This is a genomic window from Streptomyces sp. NPDC093261 (assembly GCF_044753645.1).
Taxonomy (GTDB): Bacteria; Actinomycetota; Actinomycetes; order Streptomycetales; family Streptomycetaceae; genus Streptomyces.
Window position 1 is genome coordinate 725,702 of sequence record NZ_JBIVNO010000001.1, and the last position, 15,801, is coordinate 741,502.

Sequence of the window (15,801 nt, forward strand, 5' to 3'; positions counted from 1 at the left end):
GGGGGTGGTGCATCACCGCCCGCCCCGCCGTCCGTCTGCGACTCCGAGAGATCTCGCGTGCTCATACGACTTCTGAGGGCCTACCTGGCCCCATACCGCAAACCCATCACCCTGCTGGTGCTGCTGCAGTTCCTGCAGACCTGCGCCACGCTCTACCTGCCCACCCTCAACGCGCACATCATCGACCACGGTGTCGTGAAGGGGGACACGGACTACATCCTGACCTTCGGCGGCCTGATGATCGCGGTCTCGCTCGGTCAGGTCCTCTGCAACATGGGCGCCGTCTACTTCGGCGCCCGTACCGCGTCCGCCGTGGGCCGGGACCTCCGGGCCGCCGTCTTCGACCGGGTGCAGTCGTTCTCCTCCCGTGAGGTGGGCCACTTCGGGGCGCCTTCGCTGATCACCCGCACCACGAACGACGTGCAGCAGGTGCAGATGCTCACCCTGATGACGTTCACCCTGATGGTCTCGGCGCCGATCATGTGCGTGGGCGGCATCGTCATGGCGCTCGGTCTGGATGTGCCGCTGTCCGGCGTCCTGGTGGCCGTGGTGCCCGTGCTCGGCATCTCCGTGACGCTGGTCGTGCGCCGGCTGCGTCCGCTGTTCCGCAGCATGCAGGTCCGCCTCGACACGGTGAACCGGGTGCTGCGCGAGCAGATCTCGGGCAACCGGGTGATCCGCGCCTTCGTCCGCGACGACTACGAGAAGGGCCGCTTCCGGGGTGCCAACACCGAGCTGACCGAGGTGTCCCTCGGCACCGGCCGCACGCTGGCGCTGATGTTTCCCCTGGTGATGACCGTGGTGAACCTCTCGTCGATCGCCGTGGTCTGGTTCGGCGCGCACCGCATCGACAGCGGCGGCATGCAGATCGGCGATCTGACCGCGTTCCTCGCCTACCTCATGCAGATCGTGATGTCCGTCATGATGGCGACCTTCATGTTCATGATGGTGCCGCGCGCGGAGGTGTGCGCCGAGCGCATCGAGGAGGTGCTCGGCACCGAGTCGAGCGTCGTGCCGCCCACCGCGCCGGTGGCCGAGCTGCGACGCCACGGACATCTGGAGATCCGTGGGGCCGGGTTCCGCTACCCGGGTGCCGAGGAGCCGGTCCTCAAGGGCATCGACGTGTCGGCGCGGCCGGGTGAGGTGACGGCCGTCATCGGATCCACCGGCAGCGGCAAGTCGACCCTGCTCGGGCTGATCCCCCGCCTGTTCGACGTCACCGAGGGCGAGGTGCTCGTGGACGGCGTGAACGTCCAGGAGATCGACCAGGCACTGCTCGCGAGGACGGTCGGGCTCGTCCCGCAGAAGCCGTATCTGTTCGCCGGGACGGTCGCCACCAATCTGCGCTACGGCAATCCGGACGCCACCGACGAGGAGCTGTGGCACGCGCTGGAGGTGGCGCAGGCCAAGGACTTCGTCTCGAAGCTGGAGAACGGCCTCGACTCCCCCATCGCACAGGGCGGGACGAACGTCTCGGGCGGCCAGCGACAGCGTCTCGCCATCGCCCGCACCCTGGTGCAGCGCCCCGAGATCTACCTCTTCGACGACTCCTTCTCCGCGCTCGACTACGCGACCGACGCGGCCCTGCGCGCGGCGCTCTCGCGGGAGACCGCGGAGGCGACCGTCGTCATCGTCGCCCAGCGGGTGGCGACCATCCGGGACGCCGACCGGATCCTGGTCCTCGACGAGGGCCGCGTCGTCGGCACCGGCCGCCACCACGAGCTGATGGCAGGCAACGAGACCTACCGGGAGATCGTGCTCTCCCAGCTGACGGAAGCGGAGGCTGCCTGATGGCCGGGCCCATGGGACGCATGATGGGCGGGGGCGGCCCCGACCAGCGCTCGATGGACTTCAAGGGGTCCGGAAAACGGCTCCTCGCCCAGTTCAAGCCCGAACGCACCACCATGATCGCGATGCTGGTCTGCGGTGTGCTGAGCGTGGGGCTGTCCGTGGTCGGGCCGAAGATCCTCGGCAAGGCCACCGACCTGGTGTTCGCCGGGATCATCGGCCGGCAGATGCCCGCCGGGCTCACCAAGGAGCAGGTGCTCGCCTCCATGCGCAACCGGGGCCAGGGCGGCATCGCGGACATGCTCTCCGGCACGGACTTCACCCCGGGCAAGGGCATCGACTTCGGTGCCGTCGGGAACGTCCTGCTGCTCGCGCTGGGGACGTTCCTCGTGGCCGGCCTGCTGATGGCGGTCTCCACCCGGCTGTCCAACCGGGCCATCAACAAGACCGTCTACCGGCTGCGCGAGGACGTGCAGGCGAAGCTGTCGCGGCTTCCGTTGTCGTACTTCGACAAGCGGCAGCGCGGTGAGGTGCTCAGCCGCGCCACCAACGACATCGACAACATCGGGCAGACGCTCCAGCAGTCGATGGGGCAGCTCATCAACTCGCTGCTCACGATCGTGGGCGTGCTCGCTGTGATGTTCTGGGTGTCGTGGCTGCTGGCGCTGGTCGCTCTGGTGACCGTGCCGCTGTCCTTCGTCGTCGCCACCCGGGTGGGCAAGCGGTCGCAGCCGCACTTCGTGCAGCAGTGGCGCACCACCGGCCGGCTGAACGCGCACATCGAGGAGATGTACACCGGCCACACCCTGGTGAAGGTGTTCGGGCGCCAGGAGGAGTCGGCGCGGCAGTTCGCCGAGCAGAACGAGCAGCTCTACGAGGCCGGGTTCAAGGCGCAGTTCAACAGCGGCGTCATGCAGCCGCTGATGATGTTCGTGTCGAACCTGAACTATGTGCTGGTGGCCGTCGTGGGCGGCCTGCGGGTGGCGTCGGGTGCGCTGTCCATCGGTGATGTGCAGGCCTTCATCCAGTACTCGCGGCAGTTCTCGATGCCGCTGACACAGGTCGCGTCGATGGCGAACCTCGTGCAGTCGGGTGTCGCCTCGGCGGAGCGGGTCTTCGAGCTGCTGGACGCGGACGAGCAGGCGGCGGACCCGGCGCCGGGCGTGCGCCCCGAGGAGCTGCGCGGGCGGGTAGCGCTGGAGGACGTGTCGTTCCGCTACGACCCGGACAAGCCGCTCATCGAGCACCTCTCGCTGACGGTGGAGCCGGGGCACACGGTGGCGATCGTGGGCCCGACCGGAGCGGGCAAGACGACGCTGGTGAACCTGCTGATGCGGTTCTACGACGTCTCCGGAGGCCGGATCACCCTCGACGGGGTCGACATCGCGAAGATGTCGCGCGACGAACTGCGGGCCGGGATCGGGATGGTGCTCCAGGACACCTGGCTGTTCGGGGGGACCATCGCGGAGAACATCGCCTACGGCGCCGCACGCGAGGTCACGCGCGGGGAGATCGAGGAGGCCGCGCGGGCGGCCCACGCGGACCGGTTCATCCGGACGCTGCCCGACGGCTACGACACCGTGATCGACGACGAGGGCACGGGCGTCAGCGCGGGCGAGAAGCAGCTCATCACCATCGCGCGGGCGTTCCTGTCGGACCCGGTGATCCTGGTCCTCGACGAGGCGACGAGCTCCGTCGACACCCGGACCGAGGTGCTGATCCAGAAGGCGATGGCGAAGCTGGCGCACGGACGGACGTCGTTCGTCATCGCGCACCGGCTGTCGACGATCCGGGACGCGGACACGATCCTCGTGATGGAGAACGGCTCCATCGTGGAACAGGGCTCGCACGAGGAGCTGCTGGCGGCCGACGGGGCCTACGCGCGGCTGTACAAGGCGCAGTTCGCGCAGGCGGTCGCGGAGGTCGACTGAGTTCCGGGGGCCGCTCCTCGTGAGCGGCCCCTCTCAGTCGAGATAGCCCCTCAGCTGGTCCGCGAACGCGTGGTCCCGGAGCTTGTTCAGGGTCTTGGACTCGATCTGGCGGATGCGTTCGCGGGTCACGCCGAAGATGCGGCCGATCTCCTCGAGGGTGCGGGGACGGCCGTCGACGAGGCCGTAACGCAGCTGTACGACCTTGCGTTCGCGTTCCCCGAGGGTGGACAGGACCGCCTCCAGGTGCTCCCGCAGCAGCAGGAACGCGGCGGACTCGACCGGGCTCGCGGCGTCCCCGTCCTCGATGAGGTCGCCGAGGGCCACGTCGTCCTCCTCACCGACGGGGGCGTGCAGCGAGACGGGCTCCTGGGCGAGCCGCAGCACCTCGATGACCCGCTCGCCGGGCAGATCCAGGTGCGCGGCGACCTCTTCCGGTGTCGGTTCGTAGCCGCGTTCCTGGAGCATGCGGCGCTGGACGCGGACGACACGGTTGATGAGCTCGACGACGTGCACCGGGACGCGGATGGTGCGGGCCTGGTCGGCCAGGGCGCGGGACATGGCCTGGCGGATCCACCAGGTCGCGTATGTCGAGAACTTGTAGCCGCGGGCGTAGTCGAACTTCTCGACGGCCCTGATCAGGCCGAGGTTCCCCTCCTGGACGAGGTCCAGCATGGTCAGCCCGCGGCCGACGTACCGCTTGGCGACGGAGACGACGAGCCGGAGATTGGCCTCGATCAGCCGTCGCTTGGCCATCCGGCCCATGACCACCAACCGGTCCAGGTCCAGGGCGAGTTCGGTGTCGAGGTCGGGTGTGTGGGTGAGCTTCTCCTCCGCGAACAGGCCGGCCTCGACGCGGCGGGCGAGTTCGACCTCCTCGGCGGCCGTGAGCAGGGGGATGCGGCCGATCTCGCGCAGGTACTGGCGGAACAGGTCCGAGGAGGGGGCGCCGGTGTCGGCGTGCCCGCGGAGCGGCTCCACGGGCTCGGGTGCGGCCTCGGTGGGCTCCGCGGCGTCCAGGGGCTCGGCGTCGGGGAGTTCGGGCGGCTCCTCCATCCCGGGCGGCTTCTCCGTCCCGGGCGGCTCCTCCATCCCGGGCGGCTCCTCCATCCCGGGCGGCTCCTCCATCCCGGGCGGCTCCTCCATCCCGGGCGGGCGCGGGTCCGCGTCCGTCTCGGGGCGGCGCCCGAGCCGGCTCTGCGGGGGCACCGCCGCGAGGACGTCACCGTCGGCGTCCGGGTCGTCTTGGGCGGTCTCGGTCTCTATCAGGGTCTGGGTCTGCACGGGGGCGACCTCCAGGAATGTCGCTGCTGAGGGCTGCGGCAGCGGTACGTCGGGGATGGGACCGGTGGTCCGCCCACCGGCCACCCCGTAGTCGTCGAGCGGAACCGCGGGGGTGTCGGACCCGCCGTGGACGGGCCGGCCGCGCTCCGGGGACTCAGGCACCGCACCCAGTGTGGGGTACGACACATCGCTGCCACGAGGGGCGTGCGACCACTTTTTGAGTCCGGTGCGTGACCGGGTGGTTACTCAGCTCGGGTGACCGTCGCGCCGATGGCCTGGGACGCGGGAGCGGGGGGGGGGGGGGGGGGGGGGCGGGCCCCCCCCGCCCCCCCCCCGCCCCGCTCCCGCAGTGCCTGGTCGTACTGTTGCAGGACCCACAGCTCGTTCTGCACGGCGGCGAGTTGGGCCGGGTCGCCGTAGGTGCCGAGGCGGGTCAGGGTGCTCTGGATGTCACGGACGCGGCGTTCGACCGCCCGGCGGCGGACCGTGACCAGCTGGGCGCCCGCGTAGGCCTCGTCCACCTCCTTGCGGAGCATGATCGCCTCAACCGCCAGCTCCGTGACCATGGCGCGGACCGTGTCGTCGGGCGCCGCCTCGCGGACGCGGACCAGATACTCCTGCGGGTCATGGGCGCCGTACTCGGCGCCCCCCGCGTCCATGATCGCCTGTCGGACGGCCGCGTACGGCGCGGCCGTGAACTCGTCGACCCCGTACGCGTCGAATGCCGGGGAGACCATCTCCGGCCGCTGGAGGGCGAGTTTGAGCAGCTCCCGCTCGGTCGCGTAGACCGGGTTGCGGAGGTTGAGCGCCGGGCCCCGGACCGCCGGGCGGGGCGCCGCCTGGTACGCCTGCGGGGCGCGCTGTCCGGCCGGCGCCGGTCCCCGGCCGCCCCGGTCGCGGGCCCAACGGGCCAGCTGCGCCACCCGCTTGACCACGAACTGGGTGTCGAGGATGCCGAGCATGCCGGCGAGCTGGACCGCGACCTCGTGCTGGGCGCCGCTGTTCTTGATCCGGGCGACGACCGGCGCCGCCTCGTCCAGCGCGGCGGCCCGGCCCGCCGGGGTGTCCAGGTCGTAGCGGCCGACGATCTGGCGGAGCGCGAACTCGAAGAGCGGCGTGCGGGGTTCGACCAGCTCGGCGACCGCCTCGTCGCCCTTGGCGAGACGCAGCTCGCAGGGGTCCATGCCGTCCGGCGCGATGGCGATGTAGGTCTCGGCGGCGAACTTCTGGTCGTCCTCGAAGGCCCGCAGGGCCGCCTTCTGTCCGGCCGCGTCACCGTCGAAGGTGAAGATCACCCGCGCCGAGCCGTTGTCCATCAGCAGCCGCCGCAGGATCTTGATGTGCTCGCCGCCGAACGCCGTACCGCAGGTCGCGATGGCCGTGGTGACGCCGGCGAGGTGGCAGGCCATGACGTCGGTGTAGCCCTCGACGACCACCGCGCGGCTCGCCTTCGCGATCTCCTTCTTCGCCAGGTCGATGCCGTAGAGCACCTGGGACTTCTTGTAGAGCGCGGTCTCGGGCGTGTTCAGGTACTTGGGTCCGTTGTCGGCCTCGTACAGCTTTCTCGCGCCGAAGCCGACGACGTCCCCGCCGATGTCGCGGATCGGCCACATCAGCCGGCCGCGGAAGCGGTCGATGGGGCCCCGGCGGCCCTCCTGGGAGAGACCGGAGAGGATCAGTTCCTTGTCGCTGAAGCCCTTGCCGCGCAGATAGCGGGTGAGGTGGTCCCAGCCCTGGGGGCTGTAGCCGACGCCGAAGTGGACCGCGGCGGCCTGGTCGAAGCCGCGCTCGGCCAGGAAGGCGCGCCCCGTGTCGGCCTCGGGGCTGGTGCCGAGCTGTTCGGCGTACCACTCGGCGGCGAGGCGGTGGGCCTCGACAAGGCGGATGCGTTCTCCGCGCTGGTGGGTGGGGTTGTACCCGCCCTCCTCGTAGCGCAGGGTGATGCCGGCGCGGGCGGCCAGGCGCTCGACGGCCTCGGAGAAGGAGAGGTGGTCGACCTTCATCACGAAGGTGATGGTGTCGCCGCCTTCCTGGCAGCCGAAGCAGTGGAACAGGCCCTTGCTCGGGCTGACCTGGAAGGACGGGGACTTCTCGTCGTGGAACGGGCACAGGCCCTTCAGGTTGCCGCCGCCCGCGTTGCGCAGCTGGAGGTACTCGGACACGACGGAGTCGATCGGGACCGCGTCCCTGACCGCCTTCACGTCCTCGTCGTTGATCCGTCCTGCCACGAGGGGATTCTACGGGGGTGCTGTGACAGCGGGCGGCGGCCGTCGTCTCACGGGATCAGGCTCTCCAGTGGGACCCCGGGGTCCGCCAGGCCCTCCTGGTCCACCGCCGCCCTGGCCCGGATCAGGTTCTGGATCCGCTCTGTGACGTCCCACACGTTCACGTTCATGCCGGCCAGCACCCTCCCCTCCTTCAGCCAGAACGCGATGAAGTGCCGCTTGCCCACGTCACCGCGGAGCACCACCTCGTCGTACGACCCGGGCGGCGCCCAGCCCGAGTACTCCATCCCGACGTCGTACTGGTCGGAGAAGAAGTAGGGCACCCGGTCGTACGTCACCTCGCGCCCGAGCATGGCGCGGGCCGCCGCCGGACCGCCGTTCAGCGCGTTCGCCCAGTGCTCCACGCGCAGCCGGGTGCCGAAGAGGGGCAGGTGGTAGGAGGCGATGTCGCCGGCGGCGTAGATGTCGGGGTCGGAGGTGCGCAGCCGCTCGTCGACCACGACGCCCCCGCCGTGCGCACGGCCGGCCAGCTCCAGGCCCGCGGCCTCGGCGAGCGCGGTGCGCGGCGCGGCGCCGATCGCGGCGAGCACATCGTGCGCGGGGTGCTCCTCGCCGTCGTCGGTGCGGGCGGCCAGCACCACACCGTCCTGGCCGACGATCTCGGTGAGCCGTACCCCGAAGCGGAAGCGGACGCCGTGCTCGCTGTGCAGCTCGGCGAAGAGGCTGCCCAGCTCGGGGCCGAGGACCGCGTGCAGGGGGGTCGGCTCGGGCTCGATGACGGTGACCTCCGCGCCGTACTCGCGGGCCGCGGCGGCGACCTCCAGGCCGATCCAGCCGGCGCCCGCGATGACGAGGTGCCCGTTGTCCCGGCCCAGCGAGGTGAGGACGCCCTTGAGGCGCTCGGCGTGGGCGAGACGGCGCAGATGGTGGACGCCCGCGAGGTCCGTGCCGGGGACGTCGAGACGGCGGGGCTCGGCGCCGGTGGCCAGCAGCAGCTTGTCGTAGTGGACGAGGGTGCCGTCGTCGCCGAAGCGCACCGTCCTCGCCTCGCGGTCGATGGCGTCGACGGTCTGGCCGAGGTGCAGCTCGACGTCGTTGCGCGCGTACCAGGAGGGCTCGTGGACGAAGACACTGTCGCGCTCCTCCTTGCCGAGCAGATAGCCCTTGGACAGGGGTGGGCGCTCATAGGGGTGGTCGCGTTCGTCGCAGATCAGTATCACCCGGCCGGTGAAGCCCTCCGCGCGGAGCGTCTCGGCCGCCTTCGCGCCGGCCAGCCCCCCTCCGACGATGACGAATGTCTGATCCGCGTCGACCACTTGATGCCTCCTCGTAAGGGTGTCGCCACATGGGAGCGTCCCGCACGTGGTGGGCTGCGGGAAGAGGGGGTGGCCCGATCAGGCCACACAGGGTCACCTCCGGGACCCGAACGTCCCGGCTGTCTCGTTGTCCCGGCCGCCTCAGTTGCCCCAGCCGTCTTAGTCGTCCCCTGTCTCAGTCGTCCCGGCTCTCTCGGTGTGTCCGCCTCACGCGCGCCCCGTCAGCCGCGCGTGCAGGGACCCCGCCGAGGGGTCGGTGAGCGAGGCGATCTGGTCGACGATCACCCGCTTGCGGGCGCGGTCGTCGGCCGCCTCCTGGAACAGCGCCCGGAACTGCGGGTCGAGCCCTTCGGGCGCGCGGGCGGTGAGTGCCTCGGCCAGTTCGGCCACGACGATCCGCTGGTCGGCGCGGATCCGCTCCTGCTCGGCGCGCTGCATCACATACCGGTCGGCGACCGCCTTGAGGACCGCGCACTCCATGCGGGTGCTTCTGGGGACGACGAGTTCGGCGGCGTACCGGGTGAGGCGGCCGCTGCCCCAGGCCGCCCGGGTCGCGCCCTCCGCGGCCAGGCAGAAGCGGCCGATGAGCTGGCTGGTGGCGTCCTTCAGACGGGCCTGGGCGACCGCGGAGCCGTCGTAGCCGCGCGGCCACCATTCCTGGAACAGCAGCCGGTCGAGTGCCTCGGACAGCTCCTGGGGGTCGGTGGCCGCGGGGACATAGCGTCCGAGGGCCACGGCGAAGACCGCCTGCCGCTCGGGCTCGGCGTGCAGACAGCCCGGGTCGATATGGCCGGCGTGCAGGCCGTCCTCGAAGTCGTGCACCGAATAGGCCACGTCGTCGGACCAGTCCATGACCTGGGCCTCGAAGCAGGTGCGGTCGTCGGGAGCGCCCTTGCGGAACCAGTCGAAGACGGGCCGGTCGTCCTCGTAGACCCCGAACTTCGGGGAGGCGGGGTCGGTGGGGTGGGAGCCACGCGGCCAGGGGTACTTGGTGGCGGCGTCGAGGGCGGCGCGGGTGAGGTTCAGCCCCACGCTGACGAGTTCGCCGGTGCCCGGGCTGTGCACGAACCGCTTGGGCTCGATACGCGCGAGCAGGCGCAGGGACTGGGCGTTGCCCTCGAAGCCGCCGCAGTCCTCGGCGAACTCGTTCAGCGCCTGTTCGCCGTTGTGCCCGAAGGGCGGGTGGCCGAGGTCGTGGGAGAGGCAGGCGGCCTCGACGAGGTCCGGGTCGCAGCCGAGGGCCGCGCCCAGCTCCCGGCCGACCTGGGCGCACTCCAGGGAGTGGGTGAGCCGGGTACGGGGGCTCGCGTCCCAGGCCTCACTCCTCGTGCCCGGGGTGACGACCTGGGTCTTGCCCGCCAGACGGCGCAGCGCGGCCGAGTGCAGCACGCGGGCGCGGTCGCGCTGGAAGGCGGTGCGGCCCGGGCGTTTGTCGGGCTCGGCTGCCCAGCGTTCGGTGTCCATGTCGTCGTAGGCCCGGGCGGTCGCCGCACCCGTCTCGTACCGCGCGGCGGTCTGGTGGTCCTTCGGTGCAGTCCCGTCCATGACCCGACAGTAATCGCAGCCGATGACAATCGGGATGTCGGCGTCCGTCTCACGCGGGGCCGGTTCCCGGGCAAGCCGGTTCGCCTCAGGCCGATGCCAGGGCGTGGGCGGCGGCCTGCTCGGGGGCCGCGACGGCCTGGTCGTAGCGGTGCAGGACCAGTCGGGCCACGGCCGGGTGCGCGCCGAGCGGGGCCGCCCCGATCCAGGGGGCCGCCGCGGCGCACTCGGCGGCGAAGCGGCCCGGCGCCGCGAAGTACGAGGCTACGGCGATCCGGTGATGCCCACGGGCGCCGAGCGAGCGCACCGCCGCGGACACGGTGGGCGTGGCGGCGGAGGCGTAGGCGGGGACCACGGGCGCGCCGAGGCGCTCGGCGAGGAGCTGGGCGGTGCGGCGGGTGTCGGCGGCGGAGTCGGGATCGCGGGAGCCGGCGGCGGCGAGCACCACCGCGCTCGCCCGGCGGCGGGCATCGCTCATCCCGGCCGGCCAGCCGGCCTCGACGAGCCGGGCGTAGAGCGTCTCCACGAGCAGGGGGTGCGGGCCGAGCGGGGCGGCCACGCGGGTGACGGCCCGCGCCGCGCCGGCCATCTCGGGGATGTCCCGCTTGACGTGGTGGCCGCGGCCGAGGAGAAGCGGTACGAGCACGGCCCGCCCGGTGCCGAGGGAGGCGAGCGTGTCGGGGAGCAACGGCGCGTTCAGCTCGATGTGGCCGAGGCGCACCGGCAGCCGCGGGCGCAGTTCGCGCACCCGTTCCGCGAGGGCGCGCGCCGTGGCCAGGGCCCGCGGATCGCGACTGCCGTGCGCGACGAGGACGAGCGTGGGCGGGACCGGGTGCCCGGCGCCGTGGGGGGAGAGGAGGTTGAGCCGGCCGGCCGGGTGGCTGCTGATCCGGTTCACGGGCTGTGCCTCGGTGTCGAGGCCGGCATCGTGGGGCGGCCGGCCGCCGGGGCGGGGGTGGGACTCGTCGTGGGAGGGTTTCGGCGCCGTCATAAGCCGATCCTGGCGGTGCCGGATTGCCTCGCCGTTGCCTGGCCGTGACGGGTGTTTTCCGGGGTTTCACGGTGGGAGGACGGATGGTGTGAAGGGAGCGCGCCGGGAGCTGCGCCGCGCCGCGTCGCGCCCCGGGCGAACCGGATCACCGTCGCCCGCGTCCCCATGGGCGACGGCTGGTGACGGCCGGCGCCGCCACCGACCCTGGAGGGACGCGTTTCGATGGGCCTGCCGCGCGTGAGGATCCGCAGACCGAGACTGCCGCGCACCCGCGCCGGGCAGCGGCGCACCGTACAGGGCCTGATGCTGCTGTGCGTCCTCGCGCTGCTGCCGTCGACGTGGCTGTACCTCGCCACGGGCGACCGGCTGCGCACGGTCGCGGACGTGCCGCGGACGGAGGTCGCCGTCGTCTTCGGCGCGGGCCTGTGGGACGGCGAGCCGTCGCCGTACCTCGCCCACCGCCTGGACGCGGCGGCACGGCTGTACCGGGCGGGCCGCATCGGGGTCGTGCTCGTCACCGGCGACAACAGCCGTACGGACTACGACGAGCCGGACGCGATGCGCGCCTATCTGACGCGGCACGGCGTGCCGGAGGCACGGATCGTCAGCGACTACGCGGGCTTCGACACCTGGGACTCCTGTGTCCGCGCCCGGAAGATCTTCGGCGTGGACCGGGCCATCCTGATCAGCCAGGGCTTCCACATCCGCCGCGCGGTCGCCCTGTGCCGGTCGGCAGGCATCACGTCGTACGGCGTCGGCGTCGACGACCGGCACGACACGACCTGGTACTACGGCGGCACCCGGGAGGTCTTCGCGGCGGGCAAGGCGGCCCTGGACGCGCTGTTCCACCCGGACCCGAGGTTCCTCGGCCCGCGGGAGCCCGGGGTCGCCAAGGCCCTGGCTTCGGACCGGAGATGACGACGCCGGCGCCCCGTGCCGGGCGGGCGTCGCTCCGGCGCCGACGAGGCGTGGTCGGGCGTCGCTCCGGCCCCAACGAGGCGTGGTCGGGCGTCGCTCCGGCCCCGACGAGGCGTGGTCGGGCGTCGCTCCGGCCCCGACGAGGCGTGGTCGGGCGTCGCTCCGGCCCCGACGAGGCGTTGGTCGGGCGTCGCTCCGGCCCCGACGAGGCGCCGGGCCGACGTCGCCGCGGTCTCAGGGGGACGGGGGGTTCGCCGGACGGGAGGCGCTCGCCGCGCTGTCCGGTGCGGGCGTCCCCCCGCTGCGCGGCGCGCCCGTCGCGGCCTGTGTGGGCTCCCGCGCCGGGTCGATGCCGATGGTCAGCACCCCGACGAGCCCCGTGTCCACGCCCCCCGTGAGGGTCATCAGCCCGTCCTTGCCGCCGCCCCGGCGGTACACCAGGTCCTGCGCGAGCGGTGTACGCGTGCCGGTGTGCCGGTTGTACGGGGACTTCGCGTACACCGCGTCGGTGTACGTGTCGGGGAAGAAGAGCTGCCCGGTCCAGTTCAGCCTGCCGCCCTCGTAGCCCCGGTCGGTCCTGCTGCCGCCGGTGCGGACCCTGACGTTGATGTGCGGGGCCCGCGTGCCGCTCCAGCCGGGGAAGACCGTGGTGAACTCGGCGAGGCCCCCGGCGTCGGTCGTCTGGCAGCCTCGCAGGAACGTCCTGGAGCCGGCGGCCCCGCCCGCGGCGGGTGCCCGGCCGCCCGGACGCGCGTCGGGATAGCCGGAGTAGTAGCCCCAGGCGTCGCAGTGCCAGATCTCGACGTCGGCGCCCGCGAGGACGGCGCAGGCGTGCGGATGGTCGCGCACGGTCAGCCGCAGCCGCAGCGGAACGCCCTGCCTGCCCTCGGTGATGTCCTTGCGCAGGGGCGCGCCGTCCAGGTGGTAAGGGCCCGGCGCCAGACTCCGGTTGAGCACGCACAGCTCGGCGTCCGGGGCGGTGCCCGGCACCCCCTCGCGACCGGATCCGGCGCCCTCCCGCCCCGCCACACCGGTGTCGGTGTCCTCGTCCGAGGAGAAGTGGGAGTAGAGCCCGAATCCGAGGGCGGCACCCGCGGCGGCGCCGCCCAGCGCGAACACCCGCCGCCGGGTGATGTCGCTATCGGTCATGGGCGGGACCCTAGGGCCGCTCGGGGCGGCGGCGGGAGGGGACGCACGGCGCGGTCGCCCGCACGAGCGACGCGGACCGGAAAACCACGTCGCCGGGCCCTAAGACAGTGGCCGGGCGCGGGTTCAGCGCCGGGCGAGCCAGTCGCCGCCCTCGACCGCTTCGCCGTCGGCCCGCAGCCGTGCCGCGACGGCGGGCGCGGCGACGTACACCCAGGCCCGTACGGCCCTGCCGTCCCCCGCCGTCACCTCCCGCACCACCCGCTCGTAGAGACTGCGGGGGTCGCCCGGCACACAGTCCTCCAGGCGGTCGAGGGCGACGAGGAGCGCGTCGTACGACCCGGGCAGCGCGGTGACGATGTCGCCGCTGACCGTGCCGCCGTCCGCCTCCACGGCGTACGGGTATCCGGGGCCGTGGTACAGCACGGCCCCCGACAGCAGCCCCGGTTCCTCGGACCGGGTTCGGCCGCGCAGGAACAGGTCGTGGTTGCGCTCGCCGGGGCGCAGGGTCCCGTACACGAAGAACGGCAGTCTCACGCGCCCGCCTCCCCGGCGCTCCCGCGGGCGGGCACGTCGGCCGTGACCATGGCGGGTCTCCTTCCGCGCTCTGCCGAAGCCTTGCAGGAACGATTCTGACCCCTCACCCCTCCGTGAATGCGCTCTGGGCCTCCACGGCTCGCCGGCCGCCCGCCCCGCCTCCTCACCCGTTCATCGCCACTTCCCCACCTTTTGTGATCTTTTTCGCGACGGGTTCGGCGTGCCCCCGTGACCTGCGCAAACGCCTCCAAGCTCACCCCGGTGGACCACCGCCCGCGCACCCGTTCGCCACAATTCTGACGGACCGTCAGCAAGCGGGGCCGGCCGCATGCCCTTTTCCTCGGAAGAGCAGGGGTACGACCGACGCAGCGGCACGCTGGGGATGCCGCGGGCCGTGCCCTCTCGGAGGAGCACACACGATGCGACGTACGGCCCGTCTGCTGACCGGTACCGCGCTCGCCCTCGGCGCCGCGGTCCTCGCCGCGGCGCCCGCGTACGCCGGTGACACCGGGATTCTGGAGGTCTCCCCCTCCGCGGTGATCCCCGGCGCCCGGGTCACCGTCGACACGGCGGCGTGCGGAGCGGACCACGCGGCGGCGGGCGACGCCAGCGCGGTCGGCGCCGGTCAGTTCGTCCTCGCGCCCGGACCGCACAAGCGGGACGCGAGCGGGCAGTTCCGGGTCCCGCCGGGCGCGCAGCCGGGCACGTACGAGATCGTCGCCAAGTGCTCCGGCGGTCGGCAGACCACCGTGACCGGCGATCTGACGGTCACCCTCACCGCGGCCAAGGACCAGACCCAGCCGCGGGGAAGCGTGAAGACGGGGGTCGGCGGCGCACTGGGCCCCGACCCCGTGAAGACCGCGGCCGGTGTGGCGGCTCTCGCCGTCGCCGCCGCGGGCGGTACCTGGCTCCTGCATCGCCGGCTCAGAGGCGACGGGATCTGACGGACATCCCAGCACTGTCCGCCCGCCGGTACCGCCGTCCCCCATCCCCCTCCGGGTCCGACTGCCCCTCGCGGCCCGGAGGGGGTCCCCAAGGCCCCCGGTCTCCTAGGCCCCCGGTCCTCAGGGCCCCCGGTCCCGGAAGGAGGACCCCGTGCGCAAGGTCGGCAGGTCCGGCGCGGTCGGCGACGTCGTCATAGCGTCCTTCACGGCGGTCGCCCTGTGCCTGGGTGTGTGGCTGCTGCGCGGCGCCGCCGAGACCCACGCCCCACCACAGCCCTCGGGCGCGCGGACGACTGCGAGCGCCGGCCGCGAGCGGGCCGCCGTGTCCGCGCTGCCGCCCTCGCCTCCCGACCGGATACGCATCCCCTCGATACGCGTCAACGCCCCGCTGATGGGGCTCGGACTCACCCGCACCGGCAGCCTCGACGTCCCGCCCGCCGGCGACAAGAACCTCGCCGGCTGGTACGAGGCGGGCACCAAGCCCGGCGAGACGGGCACCGCGATCGTCGCCGGGCACGTCGACAACGCCGAGGGCCCGGCGGTCTTCTACGACCTCGGCGCACTGGACAGGGGCAGCACGATCGAGGTCGACCGGCGCGACGGATCGACGGCCGTCTTCACGGTCGACGCGGTCGAGGTGTACCAGGCGAAGGACTTCCCCGATCAGAAGGTCTACGGGGCGGCGCCCCGCCCCGAACTGCGGGTGATCACCTGCGGCGGCGGCTACTCCAGGACGACCGGCTACCAGGGGAACGTGGTCGTCTTCGCCCATCTGACCGGCAGCCGCTGACGGCCGGGAACCGTGGCGCAGAACGGCGGGCGGCGGGTTCAGGCCGTCCGCACCTCGTAGGTCGCCAGCCGCACGCTCTCGTCGTCCAGGCACCGCCCGGAGAGCAGGTCGAAACGCTGCTTGAGGAGCGGCGAGGCCACATACGGCCGGCCCTCGTGGGTGCCGGTCAGACCGCGCGAGAGGACGGCGGCCCCGCCGAACGGATCGCGGTTGTCGATGCCGTACAGCCGGCCCGCCCGGTCCAGGAAGAGGGCGACCTGACGGCCGTCCGGCAACAGCGCCGCCACCCCGCGGCCGGGTGTCAGCAGGGCGAGGTCGCAGATGGTCAGCCAGTCGTCCCCGAAGCGCAGTTGGACGTTCAGGGCCGTCTGCTCGGGGGCCGGAGTCATGAG

The 15,801-nt window shown here is 72.6% G+C and carries 12 protein-coding genes and 1 pseudogene; 5 read left to right on the forward strand and 8 right to left on the reverse strand.

The genetic code is table 11. The features are described 5' to 3' along the window. The first annotated feature begins 57 nt into the window (after nt 1-57). Nucleotides 58-1,791, forward strand: a complete 1,734-nt coding sequence (locus tag ACIP94_RS03370) for an ABC transporter ATP-binding protein (RefSeq protein WP_402418805.1) — start codon at nt 58-60, stop codon at nt 1,789-1,791. Next, the gene (locus ACIP94_RS03375) at nt 1,791-3,719 is read left to right on the forward strand and encodes an ABC transporter ATP-binding protein (protein ID WP_402418809.1); all 1,929 of its coding nucleotides are present in this window, start codon (nt 1,791-1,793) and stop codon (nt 3,717-3,719) included. Before ACIP94_RS03370 ends, ACIP94_RS03375 begins: the two co-directional genes overlap by 1 nt. 33 nt (nt 3,720-3,752) lie before the next feature. On the opposite strand, the gene ACIP94_RS03380 is transcribed toward ACIP94_RS03375, so the two are convergent. The 5 genes and pseudogenes from ACIP94_RS03380 to ACIP94_RS03400 all read right to left on the reverse strand — a co-directional run bounded on the left by ACIP94_RS03380 (nt 3,753) and on the right by ACIP94_RS03400 (nt 11,074). After that, nucleotides 3,753-5,162, reverse strand: coding sequence for an RNA polymerase sigma factor (locus ACIP94_RS03380; protein WP_402418812.1), 1,410 nt, complete (start codon nt 5,160-5,162; stop codon nt 3,753-3,755). Between the two features lie 161 nt (nt 5,163-5,323). Beyond that, a pseudogene (dnaG, locus tag ACIP94_RS03385) lies at nt 5,324-7,228 on the reverse strand (DNA primase); the annotation flags it as partial. A 47-nt stretch (nt 7,229-7,275) separates the two neighbouring features. Then, nucleotides 7,276-8,541, reverse strand: a complete 1,266-nt coding sequence (locus ACIP94_RS03390; RefSeq protein ID WP_402418815.1) for an NAD(P)/FAD-dependent oxidoreductase — start codon at nt 8,539-8,541, stop codon at nt 7,276-7,278. Nucleotides 8,542-8,748: 207 nt separating this feature from the next. Further along, the gene (locus ACIP94_RS03395; RefSeq protein WP_402418818.1) at nt 8,749-10,086 is read right to left on the reverse strand and encodes a deoxyguanosinetriphosphate triphosphohydrolase; all 1,338 of its coding nucleotides are present in this window, start codon (nt 10,084-10,086) and stop codon (nt 8,749-8,751) included. An 85-nt stretch (nt 10,087-10,171) separates the two neighbouring features. Further along, nucleotides 10,172-11,074 (reverse strand): sirohydrochlorin chelatase, encoded by a 903-nt coding sequence (locus ACIP94_RS03400; RefSeq protein ID WP_402418821.1) that lies wholly within the window; start codon nt 11,072-11,074, stop codon nt 10,172-10,174. A 222-nt stretch (nt 11,075-11,296) separates the two neighbouring features. Between ACIP94_RS03400 and ACIP94_RS03405 the strand changes: the two genes are divergently transcribed. Next, the gene (locus tag ACIP94_RS03405) at nt 11,297-11,992 is read left to right on the forward strand and encodes a vancomycin high temperature exclusion protein (protein ID WP_402418824.1); all 696 of its coding nucleotides are present in this window, start codon (nt 11,297-11,299) and stop codon (nt 11,990-11,992) included. A 234-nt stretch (nt 11,993-12,226) separates the two neighbouring features. Here ACIP94_RS03405 and ACIP94_RS03410 read toward each other — a convergent pair whose 3' ends face one another. Both ACIP94_RS03410 and ACIP94_RS03415 read right to left on the reverse strand, forming a co-directional pair. Next, complete coding sequence (locus tag ACIP94_RS03410; protein ID WP_402418827.1) at nt 12,227-13,141, reverse strand: intradiol ring-cleavage dioxygenase; 915 nt, start codon at nt 13,139-13,141, stop codon at nt 12,227-12,229. 123 nt (nt 13,142-13,264) lie between these two features. Then, a complete protein-coding gene (locus ACIP94_RS03415) occupies nt 13,265-13,675 on the reverse strand; it encodes a gamma-glutamylcyclotransferase family protein (RefSeq protein ID WP_402418829.1) in 411 nt (136 codons plus the stop codon). Between the two features lie 419 nt (nt 13,676-14,094). On the opposite strand from ACIP94_RS03415, the gene ACIP94_RS03420 reads away from it, so the two are divergent. Both ACIP94_RS03420 and ACIP94_RS03425 read left to right on the forward strand, forming a co-directional pair. After that, on the forward strand, nt 14,095-14,619 hold the full coding sequence (locus ACIP94_RS03420) for a hypothetical protein (protein ID WP_402418832.1): 525 nt from the start codon (nt 14,095-14,097) through the stop codon (nt 14,617-14,619). A 151-nt stretch (nt 14,620-14,770) separates the two neighbouring features. After that, entirely contained in the window at nt 14,771-15,409 is a 639-nt protein-coding gene (locus ACIP94_RS03425; protein ID WP_402418835.1) for a class F sortase, read from the forward strand. A 38-nt stretch (nt 15,410-15,447) separates the two neighbouring features. Here the strand turns inward: ACIP94_RS03425 and nirD are convergent, their stop codons facing one another. Beyond that, nucleotides 15,448-15,798, reverse strand: a complete 351-nt coding sequence (nirD, locus tag ACIP94_RS03430) for a nitrite reductase small subunit NirD (RefSeq protein WP_402420355.1) — start codon at nt 15,796-15,798, stop codon at nt 15,448-15,450. Nucleotides 15,799-15,801 lie beyond the last annotated feature (3 nt).

Coding starts and splice junctions, on each gene's coding strand:
- ACIP94_RS03375 (WP_402418809.1), top strand. CDS start 1,791: ATGGCCGGGCCCATGGGACGCATGATGGGCGGGGGCGGCCCCGACCAG.
- ACIP94_RS03395 (WP_402418818.1), bottom strand. CDS start 10,086: ATGGACGGGACTGCACCGAAGGACCACCAGACCGCCGCGCGGTACGAG.
- ACIP94_RS03400 (WP_402418821.1), bottom strand. CDS start 11,074: ATGACGGCGCCGAAACCCTCCCACGACGAGTCCCACCCCCGCCCCGGC.
- ACIP94_RS03405 (WP_402418824.1), top strand. CDS start 11,297: ATGGGCCTGCCGCGCGTGAGGATCCGCAGACCGAGACTGCCGCGCACC.
- ACIP94_RS03410 (WP_402418827.1), bottom strand. CDS start 13,141: ATGACCGATAGCGACATCACCCGGCGGCGGGTGTTCGCGCTGGGCGGC.
- ACIP94_RS03420 (WP_402418832.1), top strand. CDS start 14,095: ATGCGACGTACGGCCCGTCTGCTGACCGGTACCGCGCTCGCCCTCGGC.
- nirD (WP_402420355.1), bottom strand. CDS start 15,798: ATGACTCCGGCCCCCGAGCAGACGGCCCTGAACGTCCAACTGCGCTTC.